Raw genomic sequence first — 26,151 nt, forward strand, 5'->3', positions numbered from 1 at the left:
TCTGCATAATTTGTACTCAGGCGAATGAAAAAGTGGGCACATTGTAAACAACTTAGTGAATAACTACAAAAACTTTCTAAAATCCTACCGCACTTAATAAATAAAAGGGCACGACATTTGTCGTACCCTAAGTAAAACCAGAAGATTAAAGAATAAAGCGACTTAAATCTTCATTTTCTACTACTTCACCTAATGCCTCACTGACATACGCGGCATCAATGTTCACGGTTTGTCCATCCATGTCGCTGGCGTTGAAAGAAATTTTATCCATTAAGCGTTCCATCACGGTATGCAAACGGCGGGCGCCGATGTTTTCGGTCTTTTCATTGACACGAAATGCTGCTTCGGCGATTTTCTTGATAGCGTCTTGAGTGAATTCAATATTTACCCCTTCCGTTGCCATTAACGCTTTGTATTGCTCGGTTAAAGAAGCATTCGGCTCAGTCAGAATACGCTCGAAATCCTCAGCCGTCAGTGCAGAAAGCTCCACGCGAATCGGCAAACGGCCTTGTAATTCCGGGATTAAATCTGACGGACGAGCCACTTGGAACGCACCGGAAGCGATAAACAAAATGTGATCGGTTTTCACCATACCGTGTTTGGTGTTCACGGTTGAACCTTCCACCAACGGCAATAAATCGCGTTGCACGCCCTCACGGGAAACATCCGCACCGCTGTATTCGCCTTTCTTACAAATTTTGTCGATTTCGTCGATAAACACGATACCGTTTTGTTCCACCGCATCAATGGCTTTTTGTTTCAGCTCTTCCGGATTCACCAATTTCGCCGCTTCATCGTCAATTAAGGTTTTTAACGCATCCTTAATTTTCATTTTACGTTTTTTGGTTTGGCTGCCGGAAAGGTTCTCAAACATGGATTGTAATTGACTGGTCATATCTTCCATGCCCGGAGGTGCCATGATTTCCACGCCCATCGGCACGCCTGCTACATCAATTTCCACTTCTTTATCGTCTAACTGACCTTCGCGTAGTTTCTTACGGAAAACCTGGCGGGTGTTGCTTTGACTATCGCGGTTTTCCACTTCACCCCATTGGTTCTTCGCCGCTGGTAATAAGGCATCTAAAATGCGCTCTTCTGCCGCTTCTTCCGCTTTAGCTCGATTTTTGACGATTTCCTGTTGGCGTACCAATTTCATGGCGCTGTCGGTTAAATCGCGAATAATGGAATCCACTTCTTTGCCCACATAACCCACTTCGGTAAATTTAGTGGCTTCCACTTTAATGAACGGCGCATTGGCTAATTTTGCCAAACGGCGGGCAATTTCGGTTTTCCCCACGCCGGTCGGCCCAATCATAAGAATATTTTTCGGGGTCACTTCATGGCGCATTGGCTCTTGCAGCTGCATTCTGCGCCAACGGTTTCTTAGGGCAATTGCTACTGCGCGCTTGGCGTCGCTTTGACCGATAATATGTTGATCTAATTCAGAAACTATTTCACGAGGCGTCATTTCAGACATGGTTTATTCCTTATCATTTTTTAATTCGGCAATTCTTCAATAGTGAAATTGGTATTGGTAAACACACAAATTTCACCTGCAATTTTGAGAGATTTTTCCACAATTTCACGCGCTGATAATTCCGTATTTTCCACCAACGCACGGGCAGCAGATAAAGCATAGTTGCCGCCGGAACCGATAGCAAGAATTTGATCTTCTTCCGGTTGTACTACATCGCCGATACCGGTAATGATCAGGCTTTCTTTTTCATCCGCCACAATTAGCATCGCTTCCAATTTACGCAACGCACGATCGGTACGCCAATCTTTCGCTAATTCCACCGCACTTTTTAGCAAATGCCCTTGGTGCATTTCTAATTTACGCTCAAAAAGCTCAAACAATGTAAAGGCATCTGCCGTGCCGCCGGCAAAACCCGCCAACACTTTGCCGTTATACAAACGACGCACTTTGCGCGCGTTACCTTTCATCACCGTATTGCCAAGGGAAACCTGTCCGTCACCGCCCACAACCACTTTACCGTTGCGACGTACACTTACAATCGTAGTCATAATGCTATCCTTTAAAAATGGAAAATGTGGAAGTTATATTGAGATTAATTGAGAGAATTCAAGGGATATGAATGGAATTTACGCTTTGTTTTTTCATGTCATTTTTATTTCGGTATACAAAAAAATCAGCGCCTAATCCATTAGGACGCTGATTTTGACTAAATAAACAAGCTAACTATTCGATAACTAATTTACTGATTTGTTCACTTTTTATTTATTTAATTTTGCCTTATAGGTCGGATTCATTAAGTTTTCTACAGAAAGGATATCATCCAATTGTTCTTTGGTTAACAAGCCTTTTTCCAAGACCACTTCACGCACACCTTTACCGGTTTGCGCACAGATTTTACCCACTAAGTCGCCATTGTGGTGGCCAATGAATGGGTTCAAGTAGGTCACGATACCGATAGAATTGTAAACGTAATTTTCGCAAGTTTCTTTGTTGACAGTAATGCCATCAACACATTTATCGCGTAAGTTCACACAGGCATTTCCTAAAATCTCGATAGATTCAAACATGGCTTGTACAATCACCGGTTCCATTACGTTTAATTGTAATTGACCTGCTTCTGAGGCAAAGGTGACGGTGGTGTCGTTACCAATCACTTTGAAGCACACTTGGTTCACCACTTCCGGCACAACCGGGTTCACTTTTGCCGGCATGATAGAAGAACCGGCCTGTAATTCAGGCAAGTTGATTTCTTTAATACCTGCACGCGGACCGGAAGAAAGTAAACGTAAGTCGTTACAAATTTTTGATAATTTCACCGCAGTGCGTTTTAACGCGCCATGCACGGAAACATAGTCACCGCAGTCAGAAGTAGCTTCAATTAAGTTCTCTGAACCGGTGCAATGTAATCCGGTGACGTTGGATAAATGTTTCACAACGGAAGGCACATAACCTTGTGGGGTATTTAAACCGGTACCGATTGCGGTTGCGCCCATGTTCACTTCAAGCAAGTGTGCTGCAGCGGCTTTTAAATGTTTCACTTCTTCCGCCATTAACACTGCAAACGCTTTGAATTCTTGCCCCACAGTCATTGGCACTGCATCTTGTAATTGAGTACGGCCCATTTTCAACACTTTCTCGAATTCTTTTGCTTTGTTTTCAAAGCCTTGTTGTAAATAAGCGACTTTTTCGAGAAGTTTAATGACGCTGTTATACACGGCAATATGGAAACCGGTAGGGTACGCATCGTTGGTGGATTGGCTGGCGTTCACATGATCCATTGGGTCGAGGTATTTATATTCACCTTTTTTGTGACCTAAAATTTCTAACGCCAAGTTGGCAATCACTTCATTGGTGTTCATGTTGACGGAAGTGCCTGCACCACCTTGGTAAATATCGGATGGGAATTGATCTAAACATTTGCCGTTCACCAACACTTCATCACAAGCTTTTACGATAGCTTCTGCAATTTCTTTTGGAATGGCACCCAACTCACCGTTCGCCAATGCCGCTGCTTTTTTCACCATCACCATGCCGCGAACAAATTCCGGCACATCGGAAATGGTGACATTCGAAATGTTAAAATTTTCCACCGCTCTTAGTGTGTGAATACCCCAGTAAGCATCCGCAGGAACTTCACGTTCACCTAACAAATCCACTTCCTTTCTATATTGTGTCATTTGCGTTCTCCTTTATGCTTAACACGTTTGGTTGAATTGTCTAAATTATAGAAAATTCGATTAAAATTAAATTGATCCAAGTCACAGATTTTTATACGCATTTAAGAGTTATTTTTATTTTTCAGATTAGTTTTTCTAACCTGAATGATGTAGCCATGAATAAAAGTTGCACCGCAAAATAAAGCGGGTAATATGCACATCCAACATGTTTTTAAGGAGCTACTATGCCGTTTATCGCCTTTCTTTTTGCTGTTTTTCTATTTATTTATGTGGAACTGAGCCTACTGGTTTGGGTAGGAAGTCACCTCGGCATTCTTATGCTCATTTTGTTACTGATCGGCTCCTCATTACTGGGCATTACTCTCATTCGTGTTCGTGGTTGGTACAGCCTTACACGGATAAAACAGCAACTCACCCAAGGTCAACTGCCCACCGATGCGCTTTTTGGATCGCTACGTTGGCTTGTTGCCGGAATCTTGTTTGTCATTCCCGGTTTTGTCACCGACATTCTTGCCTGTGTGCTGTTAAGTCCTTTCGGCCGTTACCTGATAAATACATTCATTCGTAGCCGATTTGTGTTCTTCCAACAAAACATCTTTAAAACCGGCCGCACTTTTTATTCCTCCCAAAACAATCCGCCTAGAGATGGCGAGATTTTTGAGGCGGAATTTGAAAAGGAAGCCGATGAAAATAAACGGTTAAAATAATTTTGCTTTTCCCTTGAAAGCGTAAAAATGATTCCCATATAGAAAAAGCTTTTTGATTAATTTAAGAAATAGAGGAAATTTCAGATGAATATTCGTCCATTACACGACAAAGTGATTTTAAAACGTGAAGAAGTGGAAACCAAATCTGCCGGTGGTATCGTATTGACCGGTTCGGCAGCCACCAAATCTACCCGCGCGAAAGTCTTAGCGGTCGGTCCAGGCCGTTTATTAGAAAACGGTAGCATTCACCCAATGCACGTAAAAGTCGGCGACATCGTGATTTTCAGCGACAGCTATGGTGTGAAAACAGAAAAAATTGATGGTGAGGAAGTGCTCATCCTTTCCGAAGACGATATTTTAGCGATCGTTGAATAAGCAAAAACACGCTGAAAAACGACCGCACTTTAAATGAAATAGATCATGGTGAGAGCAATCTCACGCAACAAAATAAAAGGAAATTAAACATGGCAGCAAAAGACGTAAAATTCGGTAACGACGCACGCGTGAAAATGTTAAAAGGTGTAAACATTTTAGCCGACGCAGTAAAAGTCACCCTTGGTCCAAAAGGCCGTAACGTAGTATTAGACAAATCTTTCGGTGCACCAACCATCACCAAAGACGGTGTGTCTGTGGCACGTGAAATCGAATTAGAAGATAAATTTGAAAACATGGGCGCACAAATGGTGAAAGAAGTTGCTTCTAAAGCCAATGATGCCGCCGGTGACGGTACCACCACGGCAACTGTTCTAGCACAAGCCATCGTAAACGAAGGCTTAAAAGCCGTAGCGGCAGGCATGAACCCAATGGATTTAAAACGCGGTATCGACAAAGCAGTCACTGCCGTTGTTGCCGAACTTAAATCCCTTTCTAAACCTTGCGAAACCTCTAAAGAAATCGAACAGGTGGGTACCATTTCCGCAAACTCCGACAGCATTGTGGGTCAATTAATCGCACAAGCCATGGAAAAAGTGGGTAAAGAAGGCGTGATTACCGTAGAAGACGGCACCGGCTTAGAAGACGAATTGGATGTGGTTGAAGGGATGCAATTTGATCGCGGTTACCTTTCCCCGTATTTCATCAACAAACCGGAAACCGCGACCGTAGAATTAGATAACCCATTCATTTTATTAGTCGATAAAAAAATCTCGAATATTCGTGAATTATTACCGGTACTAGAAGGCGTTGCAAAAGCAGGTAAACCGTTATTAATTATTGCGGAAGACGTAGAAGGCGAAGCATTGGCAACATTGGTCGTGAACACCATGCGTGGCATCGTGAAAGTGGCTGCAGTGAAAGCACCGGGCTTCGGCGATCGTCGTAAAGCGATGTTACAAGACATTGCGATTTTAACTGCCGGTACGGTGATTTCTGAAGAAATCGGTATGGAGTTAGAAAAAGCCACGCTTGAAGATCTTGGTCAAGCAAAACGCGTTGTAATCAATAAAGACAACACCACTATCATCGACGGTATCGGCGATGAAGCACAAATCCAAGGTCGTGTGGCGCAAATTCGTCAACAAATCGAAGAATCTACTTCCGACTACGACAAAGAAAAATTGCAAGAACGCGTGGCGAAACTCGCCGGCGGTGTTGCGGTAATTAAAGTCGGTGCAGCAACCGAAGTAGAAATGAAAGAGAAAAAAGCCCGTGTAGAAGATGCACTACACGCAACTCGTGCAGCAGTGGAAGAAGGTGTGGTTGCCGGCGGTGGTGTGGCGTTAATTCGCGCAGCCAGCAAAGTGGCTGATTTACGTGGCGACAACGAGGAACAAAACGTCGGTATTAAACTTGCCCTTCGTGCCATGGAAGCCCCATTACGTCAAATCGTCACAAACGCCGGTGAAGAAGCCTCTGTGGTTGCAAGTGCGGTGAAAAACGGTGAAGGAAACTTTGGTTATAACGCAGGTACTGAACAATACGGCGATATGATTGCGATGGGTATTTTAGATCCGACTAAAGTAACTCGTTCTGCATTACAATTTGCAGCTTCTGTCGCCGGTTTAATGATCACCACTGAATGTATGGTGACCGAATTACCAAAAGATGACAAAGCTGATCTCGGTGCTGCCGGTATGGGTGGCATGGGAGGTATGGGCGGAATGATGTAATTCCTCGGATTCCGTCTTACATCTAAATGATTCGCACCTTAGTAAGTAACCTTGCTAAGGTGCTTTTTTTATGAGCCTGATTATTTTTGTGTTCTTACCCATAAATCAGCATATTTTACAAAAGTAGAATGTGCTGAAAGCATCGCCAGTAATAAGCCGGCTTTACCATCTAAGAATCCCAAACGAATAAAATACATTTTGATAAAACAGCCTACAGCATGGCTGATGCCTTGCCATAACGTCGCTTTTTTACCGGCTTTTTCTCGTTGGTCAGCCCACGCTTTGGCATAGCCGGCAGATTTAACTAGGTAATGATGGATATTTTGGTAAGTATAATGCAACAAATCCCCTTGTAGCTTTTGAATATTGGCGTTTGTTGGCAGTTCTACTTTTTCATGCACCAGTTGATCGCCATAACGGGCAAAATCTTTACGATATAATCGAATGACATAATCCGGATACCAGCCGGAATGACGAATTTTATGACCAAAAATTTCACTTAATCGTGGGATTTTATAGGCGGTATTCGGCGTATCTTGAACAATAGCTGCCTGAATAGATTGACGTAGCTCTGGGGTTACTCGTTCGTCTGCATCGAGCCATAAAACATAGTCGGAGGTGACATACTCTTGTGCTAATTGTCGCTGTTTACCGAATCCCGGCCAATCGGTATTTTGGTAGAATTTTGCGCCGTATTGTTCAGCAATCTGTTGGGTTGCATCGGTGCTGCCGGAATCTAAAATCACTATTTCATCCACCCACGCTTTTACCGTGTCCAAACATTGTGCAAGGTGGTGGGCTTCATTTTTAACAATCATTGCAACACTAAGAGTCGGCATCGTTTTTATCCTTTGTGAATGAGTGACAAACGCTTATACTAAACACCTGTTTGTCTTGATTAATTTTGCAATTCTAGCATAAGCCGACACATTTGCTATGTTACGTTTTTTCTATACCTGTTTGATGTATCTTGCTCAGCCGCTACTGTGCCTTTTTATGGTCTTGCGCAGTTTTCGTGCGCCCCACTATCGTAAACGTCTCGCCGAGCGTTATGGCTTCTATGGTAACACGCAATCTCCTTCGCCGAACGGTGTCTTACTTCACGCCGCGTCTGTTGGTGAGGTGATTGCCGCCGTTCCTTTAATTAAGCGGATTCAGCAAGATTATCCGCAACTGGCGATCACAGTGACCACAATGACGCCTACCGGTTCCGAACGGGTAAAAGCGGTTTTTGGCGACAGCGTGACCCATGTGTATTTGCCCTATGATTTGCCGGGTGCCGTGTCCCGTTTTATTGAATTTGTACAACCGCGCGTCGGCATTGTTATTGAAACGGAACTTTGGTTTAACTTGATTCACCAATTCGCACGGCGCAGTATTCCCTTTATCATTGTGAACGCTCGCTTATCCGCACGTTCTGCCACGCGTTACGGTTGGTTTAGAGAACCGTTAAAACCGCTGTTGAATAACATCACATTGATTGCCCCGCAAGATGATGTGAGTGGGCAACGTTATGCGCAATTAGGCATTGCACCCGAGCAATTGGTCGTAACCGGCAATATCAAATATGACTTGAATGTGAGCGATGAACTCTTTCATCAGATTACAACATTAAAGGCACAATGGAATACGCAGCGGCCTATCTGGATTGCCGCCAGCACACACGAAGGCGAAGATGAAATCATCTTAAAAAGTCACCGCACTTTATTGCGCCAATATCCTGATTTGTTGTTGATTTTGGTGCCGCGCCACCCAGAGCGGTTTAATTCGGTGGCTCAACTGCTTGAACAAGAGGGCTTTGGTTTCATGCGGCGTAGCAGCCACGAAATACCGACAGAAGAAATACAGGTCTTGCTCGGTGATACCATGGGCGAACTCATGTTGTTATACGGTATGGCAAAGGTAGCGTTGGTTGGTGGCAGCTTGGTGGCGCACGGTGGGCATAATCCCTTAGAACCGCTGGTATTCAAATTGCCGGTGATCAGCGGAAAACATACCTTTAACTTTCCTGAGATTTTCACAAAATTAAGTGAACGGCAAGGTGTGTTAATCACGGAAGACACGCCGCAAGCCGTGGCTAAAGCGGTGGCAACCTTTTTGCGGTCGCCTGAGCTTGGCGAACGTTATGGTCAGGCGGGTTATGCCGTGTTAAATGAAAATCGCGGCGCGTTACAACGCGTGATGAATTTATTAAAACCTTATTTGAACTAGGATGAAGCAATGACAACGGTAATCTATCCCGGTACATTTGACCCGCTTACGAACGGGCATTTGAATATTATTGAGCGAAGTGCGGTGATTTTTTCAAACGTTTTGGTGGCGGTGGCGGAAAGCCCAAGTAAAAAGCCTTTGTTTACGTTAGACGAACGTGTCGAGTTGGTACGTCAATCGGTGGCGCATTTGTCGAATGTTAAGGTCATTGGGTTTAATAATTTGCTTGCGCATACCATCGCGGAGTATGACGTCAAAGCCATTATTCGTGGGGTACGGAGTACGACGGATTTTGAATATGAAGTGCAGTTAGCCCATCTTAACCGACTTCTTACCCATGGCGTGGAAAGCCTGTTTTTCCCGCCGGTGGAACAGTGGTCTTACGTTTCTTCCACCATGATTCGCGAAATTTATTTACACAACGGCGACATGAGCCAACTTGTCCCACCGGTGGTGTTAAAGGCGTTGCAAGAGAAACGGAAATAGTCTTCTTAGTTCTATCTTATTCGTGCAACAAGTTGCACGCTACCTTAAGACCGTTGCGTGTATCTTGATGCACGAAATAAAACCCTATCAAATTTGAACGCATGTGCCAAAAACACGCGCTAAAACTACCGCCCTTTTTAAGGGAATGATTTGCCTGTTTGTCCAACAAGTTGTATGTGATGTCGGTTTTGCATATTGAAATGCGCCAGCTCCAGTTTGGTGTTCTGGCGCATTAATGAGGGCTATGTGATTGGGCTACGCTTAAAGTACGGTGGATTTTTCCGATGTTTCTTCCGAGGATAAGGTGGCTACCGACATGGCGGATTTCAACCCTTCTTCGCGTAATTTCTGTGCCGTCTCGTTATCTCCCACTTGTTCAAAGACGTAAGAGGCCATGTGAATGTCATTAGGATCTAATTGATCTTTATGAGCAATCAGTCCTTTAAATACTTCACTGGCATGAGTAAAATCGTTGTTGCGTACATACAAATACCCCAATGCGCGTTGGGCGCAGCATTGTATTGACGGGCTGGCGGTTTTTAGCCACTTGGTAACAATTTTTACTAACTTGCTGTTATCTTCTGGTTGTAAGCGGCTAATTTGTTTAAATAATGGTTGCATTAGCGGACTGTCGGTCTCTAATTTTTTCGCCAATTCCAACGTTAATTCATAGGCAGATTCATGATCATTGCCATCAATCAAACGGCGAATCACACCTAATTTCACATAGGCATCTTGGCGGCGCGGGCGCGGTTGTTCATTCCACCATGCCAGTAAACCATCTACGCCTTCTTCGTTAATTTTTTCATCTAACAAGCCGTCTTCCACTTGATGTTGGAGTTGTTCGAACTCAGCGTGGCTATAGAGAGCGGATTTTTCTACCTGTTCAAGAATATTATCCAAAGCTTGGTAAGCATTTGATTTTAAATAAATATCTACGGCTAATTTTAAGACTTCTTTATTGCGACCTGCCATGACCAATAGGCTATCTACGGAACTGCGCGCGGCAGGCAATTTGTTTTGTTGCAATAAAATGCGGGTGCGGGCAATTTCTAGAATCAGGCTGTCGGTGCCGGCAAGTTCTGTCGCTTGAATTAAATAACGGTTGGCGCTGAACTCATCGCCACGCTGTTGTGCCGCTTCGGCCGCTTTAATAAAGTTTAATACCGGCTCATCGGAATGTTTGGCGTTTTTGCTGATGAGTTTTTCCGCTTTGGAATAATCGCCTTCATCCATACGCATTAACCCTTCTAAGGTTTGTTTTTGCGCTTTTACGCGTTTACGGCGGGAAAACCAACTGTAAGTGTTATTACTTAAACGGCAAAAACGGCTGATTGCCGCTTCAATGCTATAGACCACCGCCAGTGAAATCACAAAGAAAATCACCAATGTGGTAAGAGACATTTCGACAATGTTGTCGGCGGTTTCAATACGGACATAACCTTGCTTGCCGGATAAATACGGACCGGCAAGTAATCCGGCTAATAATAGCAACATTAAAAATAGTGATCTTATCATGGTCTATTTCTCCTGTTGTTCAGGTTGATTCGGAGCAGTGCTTGTATCTGCGCCATTTCCTTGCTCTGCAGGGCTTGTGGCATGGTTTTCTGTCGCTTTGACATTTTCCGGATCGAAATCTTTGTCAGCGGAAAGCGTGATTTTTTGCACTTCTTGCGGTTGTTTATTCAGTAATTTATCCAAGGCATTTAAGCTGCTAAGCTGGGTTGGCACATCCACGTAAATGGATTGTTCTGCCAATTCATCCAGTTTTTTCAGGAAGTTTTGCGCTACTTCCGTGCTGGTATCAAAATAGGTACGAACCCAAGAAGCCACCGTTTCCAAAGATTGTTTATATAAATCATCTTGTTGACGTGGCACGGCTAAAATCGCAATTTGTAAGCGTAAGCGAATGTTTTCACGCAAATAAATGTCTTGATTTGGTGCTAATAAGGCTTTGTTATCCGCTTTTTTTGGCGTGATGCGAATAAAATGATTTAAAAAACTGACCGCACTTTTTTCAGCGTTGGATTTCCAATCTTCCAAAGAATCAGTGAGTTTGTCCGTGTTTGGATCTTCATCAAAATTCACATTCAATACGTTCAACTCGTCCACGTCATTTGCCAATTGAGACAATTCCTGCATGATAGCGTTTTGATCCACGTTGTTGAGGGATAACAGCTTCTTCAAATCTGCATTAATTGCGCTACGAACAGTGGCGACTTGCGGCATTGCCACTTTGGTCAAGGTCTCACCAGCCACTTTTAATAGCGATACGCTGGTGTCCACATCGTTATCCAACACCAATTTACGCAAGGCATTGTTTAATAAAAAATCTGCTTCGGTTAGCAACCAATCGTTTGGTTGTTCCGCTTTGCTTTGATTGGTCAAACGCTGGACCTGTTGTTGCAACGCAGATAACTGTTGTTCTTTGGCGGCTAATTCTTGATTCAAGGCACTGATTTGGTCGCTCGCCACTTGAGAAAACTCGGCTAACTTCGCCAACTGACTTTTTTCTGCTTCAAAGCTTGGGAGATTGACGGGTTCAGCCGTATTTTTTTGCTGAAGTTGCGTTTGAAGTGCGGTCAGTTTTTGTTGCATTTCGTCAACCTGTTGCTGCCCGAAATAATAACCGCTACCACCCAAGCCAAGGGCAATCAAAATCGCTAATACGCTCAACGCAGAACCGTTTTTCTTCACAATAACGGTTTCGTGTGGAGTGGACGCGGAAGACTGTCTATTTTCGTTCTCTTTATGCTGCATGGTTGCTTGTTTATCCTCTACCTTGGGGTCAACGTGTTCATTTTCTGTGGTGTCTTGTTTTGCTAAATCAAGATCCTTATTCACATCAATTTCGTGTTCAATTTCTGCATGATTTTCCAGATGATTCGATTTCTTGTTAGCCATATTGATTACCTATAAAAGAGACATGTTGCGTTAACGACATTGTAATAAGGTTTGTAATAATGTTTGATTGTCCGCACGAGGTGAAACAATCACATTCTGCCAGCCCAATGCCTGCGCCAAATGGGAAATTCGCTCACTGACGGTAATGAGTTGACAACTTTTTAGCCAATTATGTTCATTTCGTGGGACAAAATCCAGCAGTTGCGTCAGAATTTCTCCGCTGGTCGCCACAATGGTTTGAATACCGGCACGCTTACACAGACTGGTTTGCTCCACATTATTATAAACAAGCGGTTCTCTTCGGTAACATTCAACGATCTCAACGTTAGCACCGCGTTGTTGCACTTGTTCTGAGAGGAGTTCGCGTCCGCCATTACCGCGCAAAATCAAAACGGTTTTGCCTTGTAAATTTTGCATTGCAGGAAGTTGTAATACGCCTTCGCTGTTTTCTTGGCTTGTCGGATAATGCACAGCCGTGGCGGTTGTGGCGGCAAAATACTGTGCGGTGCCTTGCCCTACGGTGAAATAGTGCAAATCATCGCGCCATGCAAAACCGGTGTCTTTTAAGGCTTTGTCGGCAAAATCTACCGCACTTTTGGAGACGATAAAGACATAATCATCCGCTTTTAATTTGGCAAATTTATTCGGTAACTCATTGAGTTCTGTACCGGCTTCAATGGTAAATAAAGGCAAATGAATGGCGACGATTCCGGCTTTTGCCAGCATCTCCACGAGTTGTTGCCCACGTTCATCAGGGCGAGTTACCAAAACGGCCATTGTGCCCCCACGATTTATGAATAAATTGCTTGCAAAATTTTGTCAGCGCCTTGCGCTAAAAGCTGTTCGGCAATTTTCACGCCTAAAACTTCGGCATTTTCCACCGCACTTTTGCCTTCTGCGCGAATAATGCGACTACCGTCAATATCGCCCACTAAGGCTCTTAAATACAATTGCCCTTGTTGCAATACCGCATAACCGCCAATCGGTACTTGGCAACCGCCTTGTAAATGATTATTCATGGCGCGTTCTGCCCGTACACAATACGTGGTTTCTGCATCCGCTAACGGTGCTAATAAGGCCTGCACTTGCATATCATCGGTACGACATTCAATCCCCACAGCACCTTGTCCGGCCGCCGGTAAGGATTGTTCAACGTCAAGAAAAGATGCGATACGATCTGCTAAGCCCAAACGAATGAGGCCGGCAGAAGCTAAAATAATGGCATCATAATCGCCGTTATCTAATTTGCTTAAACGTGTTCCCACATTGCCGCGCAAAGAGCGAATGTCTAAATCGGGGCGTAAGGCTTTTAATTGGCATTGGCGACGTAAACTTGATGTCCCGACCACTGCACCTTGCGGCAACTCTGCAAAAGTGCGGTAAGAATGAGACACAAAGGCATCACGCGGATCTTCGCGTTGGCAAATCACGGCTAATCCCAGGCCTTCGGGAAATTGCATCGGCACATCTTTCATGGAATGCACGGCAATGTCGGCTTCTTTCGTTAATAACGCATTTTCTAATTCTTTAACAAACAAGCCTTTGCCACCGATTTTCGCCAGTGGTGAATCTAAAATCACATCGCCTTTAGTTACCATCGGCACTAATTCAATGGTTAAATCGGGATATAACTGTTGCAGACGGTCTTTCACATAATTTGCTTGCCATAACGCCAACGGGCTTTGGCGAGTCGCAATTTTTAAGGTTTTTTCAAGCATAATAACAACATATTGATCAGGTCTAATGAGGGATTATCCTATCACTGTTAACTTCAAAAGTCAGTGTTCATTTAATTTTTTTGCTTTCCGTCAATACTGATGATAGAGTAGCCGCCAGCGAAGCATGACCGTCGTAAAAAACAGGATATTACTTGAAGTTTGATCTCGATAAAGCTAAACAACGTGTGGACGATTTAGATAGGTTGCGTATCCAGCGGGCTTTATCCGACACGCCTGAATCCTTTCAACATATTTTCAAACTGATCCCATTATTACTCCATTTTAATCATCCTGATTTGCCGGGCTATGTTTCTGATGCGCCCACCGGCATTGCCCATTTTTCCCCAACGCCATTCCAACAGGAATATCTTGCACATACGCTGACAGATGAAAGCGTGAAAAACTTCCTCAAAAAACACCGCACTTTTGAATCGGAAGCCATTCTTGGCGTCTATGTGATGGGCAGCATCGCCTCTATTGCCCAAACGCCACAATCTGATTTAGATATTTGGCTGTGTCATCGAGAAGATTTGAGTCCATCAGCACGTGAACTTTTACAGCAAAAAGTCGAGCGCATTCAACAATGGGCAAAGCGTGTTCACGTAGAAATGAATTTCTATTTAATGGATCAAAGACGGTTTCGGTGTTTTCGTTATGTCGAGCCAATGACTGCCGAGAATTGCGGTTCGGCACAATATATGTTGTTGCTGGATGAATTTTACCGTTCAGCCATACGCCTTGCCGGGAAGCCGTTATTGTGGCTGCATTTGCTCATTGAAAATGAAGCGGATTACGAGGCAGAAATCGAACGCTTAACGCAAACGCAGCAATTAGATTTAAATGATTGGGTGGATTTCGGGGGGTTAGGTACCTTGTCCGCCAATGAGTATTTTGGTGCGACCTTATGGCAGCTGTATAAAGGGATTGATTACCCTTATAAATCCCTGCTCAAAATTTTGTTGTTAGAAACCTATTCTTGGCGTTATCCAAACACGTATTTGATTTCTCGTGAATTTAAACACGCCTTATTAACCGGTGAATTGAACGTTGCTCATCAATTTGATCCTTATTTGGCGATGCTGCAACGGGTAACTGCTTATTTGACCGAACGAAAAGAATATAAACGGCTGGATTTTGTACGTTGTTGCTTTTATATCAAAGTGCATGAGAACGAAGCAGAGGTAAATAAAAGTAACTGGCGATTGGATGCGTTACTTAAGCTGACGCAACAATGGGGGTGGCATTGTGGGCAAGTGGAATTATTAAACCAGCGCCAACAATGGAAAATTAAGCAAGCCGAAAAAATGCATAATGACCTGATTAAGTTTTTAATGTTGAGTTATCGTAACTTAGTGAATTTTGCCCGCAAACATCAGGTCAATGTCAGCATTATGCCGCAAGATATGAGCATATTAACCCGTAAACTTTACACGGCATTTGAAGAATTGCCGGGCAAAGTGACCTTGCTGAATCCACAGTTTGCTGTGGATTTATCGGAACGCTATCTAACGTTTATTGAAGTGCGTAATAACCGTCAGTTTAAGGACGGTTGGTATATGATTAACCAAACGCCGGACATTCACGGTTTTTGTCGTCCACGTTATACAGAATATAGCCAAAGCCTGAATAAATTAGTGGCGTGGGCGTATTTCAATCGTTTGCTTACGGCAAATACTGAGCTCTTTGTTGCCAGTAAAAATGTCGAGCTTAACACGTTGCGCCAGTTTGTGACGGATTTGCGATTGACATTTCCTATCGACAACGCCTCTGCCAGCAATTCCGACCTGAGTCATCCTTGCGAAATTCGCAGTCTTGCGGTCATTATTAATTTGACCCAAGATCCGACCGCACATTTAACCGACATTAAATCCAGCATCCAATCAAGCGACTTATTTAGTTTCGGTGCGAACGAAGAAAGTTTGGTCGGCAGCATTGATCTCACGTATCGCAACGTTTGGAACGAAGTGCGGACATTGCATTTTGAAGGGCCGAATGCCATTTTGTTGGCGTTAAAAGTGCTTTCCAACAAAATTTATCGTGGTGCGCCGTTGCCAAAATTGGTGCAAGTGTTTTGTTACAGTCGGTATTATCGCCGCGCCTTACGTCGCATTGTGACGACTCTGATTAATAAATGCATTAGCATTCAAATCGGTGCCGCGCAACCACCTAAAAATAATTTATTGCGCGTGGCAGGGAAAAACTGGCAGTTTTTCTTTGAAGAACGCGGCATTAGTTTGCAAGAAATCCACAATGCTAAACTCACTAAAACAAGCCAAATTGACACCGCACTTAGCTACAAAGTCAATCCGACTTATCCTGCCGTGGTGAAACATCATAAATACCCGCGTGAAATTGACGCCTTTGCCAGTGAAGGGTTCTTGCAATTCTTTTTTGAAGATAATCCGAACGGGAGTTTCAATGTGTACATTTTAGATGAGCTCAATCGCATTGAGATTTATCGTAACTGTGATGGCACAAAAGAGAAAAAAATTCACGAAATTAACCGAATTTATCAAGCGTCAGGGTTGGATGAAAATAACAATCCGTATAAAATCGTGCAACGTGATTTCAATTATCCACAATTTTACCAGCTATTAACGACAAAAGACGGGATGACTATCGTGCCGTTTCATAGTCGCCTAGCCTTATCTTAAGGGGGTCACATGACTGATAAATTAAAAGTATTAATTATTGACGATCATCCGTTAATGCGTCGAGGCATCAAACAACTTGTTGAATTGGAAGAGGGTTTTGAAGTCGTCGGTGGTGCAGGGAACGGCAGCGAAGGCATTAGCTTGGCATTACAAACGTCACCGGATCTCATTATTTTAGATCTGAATATGAAAGGGTTGTCCGGTTTGGATACACTAAAAGCGTTAAGATCGGAAGGCGTGGATGCCCGTATTGTGATCTTAACGGTATCTGATGCGAGAAGTGATATTTTCACCTTAATTGATGCCGGTGCGGATGGCTATTTACTCAAAGACACCGAGCCGGATACCCTGCTTTCCCAACTTAAACGCATTGCACAAGGGGAAGTGATTTTAAGTGATTCCATTAAAGATTTACTGATTGAACGCCAATCTTCTCAAGAGCCGATTTATTCTTTAACGGATCGTGAAATGGATGTGTTGCGTTTAATTGCCACTGGACTTTCCAACAAACAAATTGCCGGTCAATTATTTATTTCGGAAGAAACCGTTAAAGTACATATCCGCAATTTGTTGCGTAAACTGAACGTACATTCACGCGTTGCCGCCACCGTGTTATATTTTAAACACCAAAACGGATAACGTTTTTTCCTTTCTGCAATAGCCGGTTTCTTCCGGCTATTTTTTTCTGTTTTTTCATCGTTGCCGGATTCCGGAAATTTTTTAAAAATCCACCGCACTTTACATTGCAGGGCTATGGTCTAAACGGTTACACTACAAGCCTTTAATTTTGGGGTAAGTATGAAGCAACTGAGTAGCAATATCACGACATGGCGCCTGTGTGCGCTTCTTTCTTTCGGCTTGTTTGGATCTACCGCTGCTTGGGCGGAAAATCCGGTGGAATTACGCATTGAAGGCGTTAAAAATCATGCCTTGGATGAAAATATTCGACTTCATCTCAATGCCATTGAAAAATATGATACGACGGATATTGCACGCTATCAGGATGTGGTCAGCGCTGCGATTGATAAGGGATTACGCGCCTTAGGCTACTACGATTCGACGATTCGGTTTGAGCTGAAACCCCGCGAAGGCAAAGCGCCTTTGCTTATTGCGCATGTGTCACCGGGAGAACCGGTGAAACTTGCCGGAACCGAGGTCATGATTCGCGGTGATGCCAAACAGGATCCGTTCTTTCTCAAGCTAAAGACCCAACTACCGAAAGTTGGCACCGTGCTGAATCATGAGGTGTATGAGGACTATAAAAGTCAACTACAGCAACTGGCGCTCACCCGTGGTTATTTTGATGCGGCATTTGAGCTTTCTCGCTTGGAAGTGATGAAATCCACTCATGAGGCATGGTGGAAACTCGCCTTTAATAGCCAAAAACGTTACCGCTATGGAAAAATTAACTTTCTGCACGCCCAAATTCGTGAAGAATTTTTGCGCAATATGCTTAATATTAAACCCGGTGAACCTTATTTATTAAGCGATCTTTCTACGCTAAACAATAACTATTCTTCGAGTAATTGGTTTAGCTCCGTGTTATTACAGCCGCATCTTAATGAAGAAAGCAAATCGGTGGATTTAGATGTGTTACTGTATCCGCGTAAGAAAAATATTATGAGCGTCGGGATAGGCTATTCCACCGATGTTGGCCCTCGTTTACAATGGAGTTGGACCAAACCTTGGATTAATGATCGCGGGCACAGTATCCGCAGCAATCTGTATCTTTCTTCTCCTAAACAAACCCTTGAATTAACCTATAAACAGCCATTGTTAAAAAACCCGCTGAATTATTACTATGAATATTCGGCAGGTTTTGAGCGTGAAAATAAAAACGACACTCAAACCACCGCCACGACGGTTGCCGCCTTGCGTTATTGGAATCACCCGACTGGCTGGCAATATTCGCTCGGTTTGCGGATGCGCCATGATTCCTTTACGCAAGCGGATATTTCCGACAGCACGCTATTACTCTATCCAACAGCCTCCTTAAGCCGTACCCGTTTACGCGGTGGGGCTTTTCCTGATTGGGGTGATTCGCAACGCATTACGACAGATTTCGGACGTAAACTGTGGCTATCGGATGTGAATTTCTGGAAAATTCAAGGCTCTACCGCGTGGATTCGCACCTATGCGCAAAATCACCGTTTTCTGACCCGTTTGGATGTGGGCATATTGAATACTGCCAATATTCACCGCCTTCCTCCTGCCTTACGTTTTTTTGCCGGTGGCGATCGTAGTGTACGTGGTTACGGATACAAAAAAATCTCACCGAAAGATCACAATGGCAAACTTATCGGCGGTTCACGCTTGCTGACCGGTACGCTGGAATATCAATATCAGGTTTATCCGAATTGGTGGTTGGCGACCTTTGTGGATAGCGGATTAGCAGCCAATACGTTTGATCCGGACGAATTACGCTATGGCACCGGCGTTGGCGTGCGATGGGCATCGCCTGTGGGCGCGATTAAATTCGATATTGCCACACCGGTACATGACAAAGACAACAGCAAAAATATTCAATTTTATATCGGGCTTGGCGCCGAAATATAGACAGCCAAACGGATACCATAATGACAGAACACAAGGAACAAGCGCCTGAAGCGCCTAAACCCCAAAAACAGAAAAAATCCTTTTGGTGTCGCATTGGATGCGTATCAAGTGCGGTCATTTTTTTGCCTGTTTTTTCACTGCTCGGGCTACTCGCGACCCAAAGCGGACAGCATAAACTCATCCAATGGACAGATGCCTTGCTTGATGAACTTTCGATTGGGCAAATCGAAGGAAACTTAAGCGATGGATTGGTGCTAAAAAACCTTCGCTTCCAAACAGCCGGAGTCGATACACAAGTGGCGGAAGCCCGTCTGCAACTGCAATTAAGTTGTTTATGGCGGGCAGATATTTGCATTGACGACATTCGCTTGCAACAGCCTTCCATTCAAATTGATACGGCATTATTGCCGCCTTCCGAAGATGAACCGGACACCGACAACGCACCTATGAAGCGGATTCAACTGCCTATCGGGATAGACATTCATCAGGTCGCCGTTCATGATCTGAGCCTCATCATTGATCAGCAGAAAATGACGTTGGGCACTTTTCAAACGGCTGCGTCTCTCAATAATGAAAGCGGTTTAACGTTAGCACCCACAACAATTCAGGATTTTGTCTTTATCCATGAAATGAGTGATGCCTCGGAAGATGAGCCTCAGCCGCAAGCCACGCCCAATAACCCGATTGATTGGGCGGCATTAGAACAAACGCTTAGCCAACCGCTTCTCGCTGATTTAGGGCAACAAATCGAACTGCCTTTTGATATGCATATTCAAGGCATTCACGGCACAAACTGGCAATACCAAGCCATTAACACAAAAGGTGAAAGCGAATTCGAGGTTAAAGTCAGTTCTGCCGATTTGTTGGCGGATGCCACCGGGGATAACGTGCAATTACAGACATTGTCGGTGACAAGTTCACTTGGCGAAGTGCAAGCCAAAGGGCAAATCCAGCTGCAAGCCGATTTTCCGCTCCAACTGAATATCAACGCCGATTTAAACGCCTTAAAACAGAAAGAGACGGTGCTGCTGCCGGCAACAAAAGCGAATTTAACGCTGTCAGGAACGCTAAAAAAACAGACCGCACTTTTATTACAAACACAAGGTGCAATCGATGCCGAGCTCAAGGCTGAAGCCCAGTTGACCGCGCCGAAAACACCATTAAACATCAAATTAGCCGTCGCCCGAGGTCAATATCCTTTTGACGGCAATGATCCGTTAAGCATAAAAGACGTTAATTTAACGATTAACGGCGATATATTGACCTCTCAAATTCAGTTAAACGGCGCTGTCAGCGGCATGGGCATTCCTGCCAATAGTCTTGATTTACAGGCGATCGGTCATTTATCCAACATTGAAATACACCAGTTGAAACTTAACGCCTTAGAGGGGTCAGCCGAACTGAAAGGCGATGTGAATTGGCGTGACGGGGTGGAATGGAATAGCCATTTGCAGTTAGCCAAAATGAATCTTGGTCGTTATTTATCCGCCTTTCCTGCGGTTTTATCGGGCGAGTTAAGCTCACAAGGTCAGGTTAATCAAAAAGGTTGGCAAGTGGCGGTGCCGCAAGTGGATATTCAAGGCACCTTGGCACAACATTCTCTTGCGTTGCAGGGCGGTTTAACGGCCGGTGACCAACAGGGGGTAACGATTCCGCAGTTGGTGCTGACTTATGGGGAAAATAAGATCTATGCGCAAGGTTCGATGGGTAAACAATCGGATTTCACCTTAAACATTCACGCACCGAATTTGCGTGGGTTATGGGCGGATTTATCTGCGAGTCTCGTTGGTCAAATAAAATTAAACGGCGATGTCATGCGCCCACGGGTCGATGTGGATCTCACAGCTAACCACGTGGCTTTTCAGCAAATGCATTTAAATCAAGCGGTGATAAAAGGTCAAATTAACGGCGAAGAACGTGTAAAAGGCGAACTGGATATTCACCTTAACGGTTTTCATTATAACGATATTAGTATTAACCAGCTGAAACTTGCTGCCTCGGGCGATGAGCAAAAACACGTGCTACACCTGACTTCTGATGGCAAGCCGGTGGCGGCAAACCTGAATTTAACCGGTAATTTCGACCGCACTTTAGCGCGTTGGCAAGGCACGTTAAGCCAAGCCATGATTAAATCGGAATTTGGTAATATCCAAACCAACCAAAACGTGGCGATAACCTTTGATAATAAAACGGCGGAGACGACAATTTCCGCCCATTGTTGGATGCATAGCAACACGGATCTCTGTTTTCCACAGACGTTCAAGGTAGGGGCGAATGGCGATGTGCCGTTTGAAATTAAACGTTTTGACTTCGCTTTAGTGAATAAAATCTTGGCGCAGGAAATGCTCACCGGCAATCTGAGCGGCAAGGGGCATGTGGCTTGGTTTAGTGATAAACCGATGTTGGCGGAACTGCAAGTGAAAGGCAATCGTCTTTCTCTGACGCAAAAGTTGGATAATCGCACGATCAAATTGGATTTTCCGCAAATCAGCCTCAACGGAAATTTAGCCAATAATAATTTGGCGCTTAAATCGGAAGTGAACATTCACAATCAAGGCAAAATCAGCACCGATTTAACCTTACAGGATATTGCTAACGCACGTAAACTTGGTGGAACTTTTCATATTCACAACTTAAATTTAAGTCTTGCCAATCAATTGTTAGCTAACGATGAAAAGGTTGACGGCGAACTCAAGGCGAATCTGACATTAGGCGGTAACCTGAATGCGCCAACCTTAAATGGAAGCGTGAATTTAAATAAACTTACCGCCAAAATGCGTTCTTTGCCGTTTGATATTAAAGAGGGTGAACTGGCATTACACTTTGCCGGCACGAGCTCTACTTTAAAAGGTTACTTACAAACGGCCGACAGCCGACTCAATCTTAGCGGAGATGCCAACTGGAAAAATATCAACGATTGGCGCACCCATTTACGTGCTCAAGCGGAGCAATTTAAGGTGAATATTCCGTCTATGGCGAGCTTAAAAATCAGCCCGGATGTGGAAATCAGCGCCTCACCGAAATTATTGTCCTTGTCCGGTAATGTGGATATTCCATGGGCGAGAATTGCGATTGAGTCCTTGCCGGACAGTGCTGTAGAAGTGAGTGCCGATGAGGTTATTTTAGATGGAAAAGCCGCAGAGGCCTTGCCAAAAACGATCCCATCGGAAACACGAGGCGGGATGGAAATCCGATCAGATCTTAAAATTAAAATCGGTGATGATGTCCGTTTAAATGCTTACGGATTGAATACGAATTTGCACGGTTTACTCTCCGTGAGGCAAGAACGCGGCAATTTGGGATTGTATGGCGAAGTGAATTTGAAAAACGGTCGCTATGCCTCTTTTGGTCAAGACTTATTGATTCGTAAAGGATTAATCAGTTTCGTGGGACAGCCGTCACAACCGTCTTTAAACATTGAAGCCATTCGCAACCCGGAAGCGATGGAAGACAGCCATGTGACCGCCGGGGTGAAAGTCACCGGTATTGCTAGCGCGCCAAGCGTGACGATTTTTGCTGAACCGGGTATGCCGCAAGATCAGGCACTTTCTTATATTTTGACCGGTCGTTCATTAGAAAACAGCAGTGATTCGACATCCAGCGGTTCTGTCGGTGCCGCTTTGTTAGGCATGGGATTGGCAAAAACAGGCAAGGTGGTCGGTGGTATCGGAAAAGCATTTGGGATCAATGATTTGAACCTCGGCACGCAAGGTGTAGGCGACAGCTCAAAAGTGGTGGTGAGCGGCAGCATTACGCCACGTTTACAAGTGAAATACGGCGTTGGACTCTTTGACGGCTTAGCCGAAGTGACATTGCGTTATCGCTTGTTACCACAACTTTATGTACAATCCGTGTCAGGTGTCAATCAGGCCTTTGACTTCCTCTATCAATTTGAATTTTAGCCAATAACGATTTCCCGAATTATGAATAACGAAAACTTACTGAGCAAAGCCGGTGAACTGCACGCACGACGAGGCGAGGTACGCGAAATTGCCGCGATTGATCTCGGTTCCAACAGCTTTCATATGATCGTTGCCCGCATTGTCAACGGCACATTGCAAGTGTTATCGCGATTGAAACAAAAAGTGCAATTAGCGGAAGGCTTGGATGAAAATCAAGTGTTAAGCCAAGCGGCGATTGAACGCGGGGTAAATTGCTTGGCATTGTTTGCCGAACGTTTGCAAGGGTTCCCGGCGGAGAATGTCAGCGTGGTTGGCACTTACACGCTACGCCGTGCCATTAATAACGAAGAATTTTTACGTCAAGCCGCTACCGTTTTTCCTTATCCGATTAACATCATCAGTGGCAAAACCGAAGCTAAAACTATTTATGCCGGTGTTTGCCACACCCAACCGGAAATGGGGCGAAAATTTGTCATTGATATTGGTGGCGGATCCACTGAGATGATTATCGGCGATAATTTCACCCCTTTAATTTATGAAAGCCGTCACATGGGCTGTGTCAGTTTTGCCAAAAAATTCTTCCCGAATGGCGAAATTTCCGAAGAAAGTTTCCGTTTAGCTAAACAAAGTGCGGTGAATAAAATCGAAGATTTGGCATGGGAATATCGCAACTTGGGTTGGCAGTCGGTGCTCGGTTCATCGGGGACGATTAAAACCGTGCATCAAGTAATCAGTGAAAATATCGATTCGGACGGTATTATCACCGCAGAACGGTTGGATCACCTTATTCAACAAACCTTGCCGTTTTCTCATTTTAACGAACTGAAATTTCATGGCTTAAACCCTGATCGTGCCGATGTGTTTGTTCCCGGATTGGCGATTTTAAAAGCGATATTTGAAAATTTCCAAATCGAAAAAATGCGTTATTCCGATGGTGCATTGCGTGAAGGCGTGATGTATAGCTTGGAAAAAAATTTTCAGGTCAATAACATTCGTGAGCGCACCGCGTTAGGCTTGGCGGAACAATTTAATATCGACCAAGCCCAGGCGGAGCGGGTGTATCAAACGGCGGCATTGTTATTCGGACAATATTCATGTTGGCAAAATCCGGAACTGATTGACGACATGCAAGATGTTCTGTTTTGGGCGGCACGCTTGCATGAGGTGGGCATTGTGATCAATCACAAGAACCTGCAAAAACACTCTGCGTATATTTTATATAACACCGAATTACCGGGTTATGACAACGAACAGCATCGTCTTCTCTCCACCTTGGTACGTTACCATATGGGGAATTTTAAATTACCAGAAATGTTCAAATTCGCCCGTTATCAGGAACAAGATGTGTTGGCGTTAATTCGGATTTTACGTTTAGCTATCATTCTAAATCGTTCCCGCCAAGCTACAGAAAAGACGGAAGAAATCACCTTAAAAATCGACCGCACTTTACATCATTGGACGCTGCAATTCTCAGAGGATTACTTACAACATAATCCATTAATCAAAAATGAACTGCTACTTGAAAATCGCTTTTTGCAAGGATTAGGGTTTGGCTTGACGATCCTCAACACGCATTAATCCGGTTACCTATCCCGAAAACAGGCCGAATGCAGAAGAAAGCATATCGGCCTCTTTTGTATGAAGGCATTTTTCTGCTTAACGTCTTCCGCCTGAAAGAGCAGGACAAAACCTAAAAATCTGCTATACTGCCCGCCGAGTTTTTACTCAATTCTTTTATGAAAATTAACCACTCGCTATGATTAGCTTTGGAGGACAATAAATTGAAAAATTTGTTTGCAAAAACGCTTAAAACCCTCGGCTTGACGCTGACTCTCCTTTCCACCACCGCCTTTGCGCAAGAAAAACTGTATGTTTACAACTGGACCGATTACGTCCCTTCCAGTCTCGTTGCTGAATTTACCAAAGAAACCGGTATTGAAGTGATTTATTCTACCTTTGAAAGCAACGAAGAAATGTATGCCAAACTCAAACTGATTTCTGACAATGCCGGTTATGACTTGGTGTTTCCGTCCAGCTATTATGTGAACAAAATGGCGAAAGACGGTATGTTGCAAAAGCTCGATCACAGTAAGTTAAGCAATTTCAAACAAATTCCGGACAATTTATTGCATAAAGACTTCGATCCGAACAACGAGTATTCCTTGCCTTATGTTTACGGCTTAACGGGATTGGCGGTGAATTCCGAAGATATTGACCCGAGCAAAATCACCAGCTGGGCGGATTTATGGAATCCTGAATACAAAGGCAAAGTGTTGCTGACCAGTGATGCGCGTGAAGTGTTTCATATTGCGTTGTTGTTAGACGGCAAATCGCCGAATACCACCAATGAAGAAGAGATTAAGGCAGCTTATGAACGTTTGGTGAAACTGCTGCCAAATGTGGCGGTGTTTAACTCCGATTCGCCGGAATTGCCTTACGTGCAAGGCGAGGTGTCATTAGGCATGATTTGGAACGGTTCCGCTTATTTAGCGCATAAAGAAAACGACAAAATTGTTTTTGTATATCCGAAAGAAGGCGCGATTTTCTGGATGGATAACTACGCGATTCCAAAAAGCGCAAAAAATGTGGAAAATGCCTATAAATTCATTGACTTCCTATTACGTCCTGAAAATGCCAAAGTGGTGTTGGAACGATTGGGTTATTCCATGCCAAATAATGGCGTGAAAGCCTTGTTAGAACCGGCTATGGCGGAAAATCCAACGCTCTTCCCACCGGCTGAAGAAGTGGAAAAAGGCATTATCCAAAGCGATGTGGGCGAAGCTGTCGATATTTATGAAAAATATTGGAGCAAATTGAAAACCCACTAATCGCTTCACACCAAGTGCGGTCAAAATTCACGGTAAATTTTGACCGCACTTTTTTCTTATAGCCAGCCAAAGTCTGGCTATCTGTTGCATGAATAATTAACCTCAATGCGCAATTCATGATTTCGTACGTAGCGTGCAACTTGTTGCACGAATGATTAACCTCAATGCGTAATTCATGATTTCATGCGTAGCGTGCAACTTGTTGCACGAATGATGAACCTCGATGTGTAATTCACGATTTTGTGCGTAGCGTGCAACTTGTTGCACGAATGATTAACCTCAATGCGTAATTTATGATTTCATGCGTAGCGTGCATCTTGATGCACGAATGATGAACCTCGATGTGTAATTCACGATTTCGTGCGTAGCGTGCAACTTGTTGCACGAAGGATTAAACCTCAATGCGTAATTTATGATTTCATG

Annotated in this window: 19 protein-coding genes; 11 read left to right on the forward strand and 8 right to left on the reverse strand. The window is 44.0% G+C overall.

Features of this window, described 5'->3' with window-relative positions:
* Positions 1-145 precede the first annotated feature (145 nt).
* From hslU to aspA, 3 genes are all read right to left on the reverse strand, one after another.
* Positions 146-1,477: an HslU--HslV peptidase ATPase subunit gene (hslU, locus tag Q0203_RS08820; protein ID WP_297931619.1), complete on the reverse strand. Its 1,332-nt coding sequence runs from the start codon at positions 1,475-1,477 to the stop codon at positions 146-148.
* Between the two features lie 20 nt (positions 1,478-1,497).
* Positions 1,498-2,025, reverse strand: a complete 528-nt coding sequence (gene hslV / locus Q0203_RS08825; RefSeq protein WP_005704683.1) for an ATP-dependent protease subunit HslV — start codon at positions 2,023-2,025, stop codon at positions 1,498-1,500.
* Between the two features lie 210 nt (positions 2,026-2,235).
* Positions 2,236-3,654 (reverse strand): aspartate ammonia-lyase, encoded by a 1,419-nt coding sequence (gene aspA, locus Q0203_RS08830; protein WP_297931621.1) that lies wholly within the window; start codon positions 3,652-3,654, stop codon positions 2,236-2,238.
* Positions 3,655-3,878: 224 nt separating this feature from the next.
* Between aspA and Q0203_RS08835 the strand changes: the two genes are divergently transcribed.
* The 3 genes from Q0203_RS08835 to groL all read left to right on the forward strand — a co-directional run bounded on the left by Q0203_RS08835 (position 3,879) and on the right by groL (position 6,469).
* Positions 3,879-4,361, forward strand: coding sequence for an FxsA family protein (locus Q0203_RS08835; RefSeq protein ID WP_290521126.1), 483 nt, complete (start codon positions 3,879-3,881; stop codon positions 4,359-4,361).
* 84 nt (positions 4,362-4,445) lie between these two features.
* Complete coding sequence (locus Q0203_RS08840) at positions 4,446-4,736, forward strand: co-chaperone GroES (RefSeq protein ID WP_048749674.1); 291 nt, start codon at positions 4,446-4,448, stop codon at positions 4,734-4,736.
* Positions 4,737-4,825: 89 nt separating this feature from the next.
* Entirely contained in the window at positions 4,826-6,469 is a 1,644-nt protein-coding gene (gene groL, locus Q0203_RS08845) for a chaperonin GroEL (RefSeq protein ID WP_048749671.1), read from the forward strand.
* 80 nt (positions 6,470-6,549) lie between these two features.
* On the opposite strand, the gene Q0203_RS08850 is transcribed toward groL, so the two are convergent.
* Positions 6,550-7,308: a glycosyltransferase family 2 protein gene (locus tag Q0203_RS08850; protein ID WP_297931623.1), complete on the reverse strand. Its 759-nt coding sequence runs from the start codon at positions 7,306-7,308 to the stop codon at positions 6,550-6,552.
* 97 nt (positions 7,309-7,405) lie between these two features.
* Between Q0203_RS08850 and waaA the strand changes: the two genes are divergently transcribed.
* Together waaA and coaD are read left to right on the forward strand one after the other, a co-directional pair.
* Positions 7,406-8,680, forward strand: coding sequence for a lipid IV(A) 3-deoxy-D-manno-octulosonic acid transferase (gene waaA, locus Q0203_RS08855; RefSeq protein WP_297931625.1), 1,275 nt, complete (start codon positions 7,406-7,408; stop codon positions 8,678-8,680).
* Between the two features lie 9 nt (positions 8,681-8,689).
* Positions 8,690-9,166, forward strand: coding sequence for a pantetheine-phosphate adenylyltransferase (coaD, locus tag Q0203_RS08860; protein WP_290521129.1), 477 nt, complete (start codon positions 8,690-8,692; stop codon positions 9,164-9,166).
* Between the two features lie 261 nt (positions 9,167-9,427).
* Here coaD and Q0203_RS08865 read toward each other — a convergent pair whose 3' ends face one another.
* Genes Q0203_RS08865 through hemC form a run of 4 tightly spaced genes read right to left on the reverse strand, consistent with a single transcriptional unit; the run spans position 9,428 to position 13,788 of the window.
* Entirely contained in the window at positions 9,428-10,684 is a 1,257-nt protein-coding gene (locus Q0203_RS08865) for a heme biosynthesis protein HemY (RefSeq protein WP_297931627.1), read from the reverse strand.
* Between the two features lie 3 nt (positions 10,685-10,687).
* A complete protein-coding gene (locus Q0203_RS08870; RefSeq protein WP_297931629.1) occupies positions 10,688-12,070 on the reverse strand; it encodes a uroporphyrinogen-III C-methyltransferase in 1,383 nt (460 codons plus the stop codon).
* Between the two features lie 30 nt (positions 12,071-12,100).
* Positions 12,101-12,847: a uroporphyrinogen-III synthase gene (locus Q0203_RS08875; RefSeq protein ID WP_297931631.1), complete on the reverse strand. Its 747-nt coding sequence runs from the start codon at positions 12,845-12,847 to the stop codon at positions 12,101-12,103.
* A gap of 14 nt (positions 12,848-12,861) precedes the next feature.
* Positions 12,862-13,788: a hydroxymethylbilane synthase gene (hemC, locus tag Q0203_RS08880; RefSeq protein WP_297931633.1), complete on the reverse strand. Its 927-nt coding sequence runs from the start codon at positions 13,786-13,788 to the stop codon at positions 12,862-12,864.
* A 152-nt stretch (positions 13,789-13,940) separates the two neighbouring features.
* Here hemC and Q0203_RS08885 point away from each other — a divergent pair, with 152 nt between their 5' ends.
* The 6 genes from Q0203_RS08885 (at position 13,941) to Q0203_RS08910 (ending at position 25,728) form a co-directional block, all read left to right on the forward strand.
* Complete coding sequence (locus Q0203_RS08885) at positions 13,941-16,442, forward strand: class I adenylate cyclase (protein WP_295973426.1); 2,502 nt, start codon at positions 13,941-13,943, stop codon at positions 16,440-16,442.
* Positions 16,443-16,451: 9 nt separating this feature from the next.
* Positions 16,452-17,081 (forward strand): two-component system response regulator NarL, encoded by a 630-nt coding sequence (gene narL, locus Q0203_RS08890; protein ID WP_021616089.1) that lies wholly within the window; start codon positions 16,452-16,454, stop codon positions 17,079-17,081.
* Between the two features lie 159 nt (positions 17,082-17,240).
* Positions 17,241-18,998, forward strand: a complete 1,758-nt coding sequence (locus tag Q0203_RS08895; protein ID WP_297931634.1) for an autotransporter assembly complex family protein — start codon at positions 17,241-17,243, stop codon at positions 18,996-18,998.
* 20 nt (positions 18,999-19,018) lie between these two features.
* The gene (locus Q0203_RS08900) at positions 19,019-22,900 is read left to right on the forward strand and encodes a translocation/assembly module TamB domain-containing protein (RefSeq protein ID WP_297931635.1); all 3,882 of its coding nucleotides are present in this window, start codon (positions 19,019-19,021) and stop codon (positions 22,898-22,900) included.
* Between the two features lie 21 nt (positions 22,901-22,921).
* Positions 22,922-24,478 carry an exopolyphosphatase gene (gene ppx / locus Q0203_RS08905; protein WP_297931636.1) on the forward strand — a complete coding sequence of 519 codons (1,557 nt, stop codon included), beginning with the start codon at positions 22,922-22,924 and terminating at the stop codon, positions 24,476-24,478.
* 203 nt (positions 24,479-24,681) lie between these two features.
* Entirely contained in the window at positions 24,682-25,728 is a 1,047-nt protein-coding gene (locus tag Q0203_RS08910) for an extracellular solute-binding protein (protein ID WP_297931638.1), read from the forward strand.
* Positions 25,729-26,151: the final 423 nt, after the last annotated feature.

Origin of the sequence: uncultured Aggregatibacter sp. (assembly GCF_938046485.1) — a bacterium.
In the GTDB taxonomy this organism is placed as follows: domain Bacteria; phylum Pseudomonadota; class Gammaproteobacteria; order Enterobacterales; family Pasteurellaceae; genus Aggregatibacter.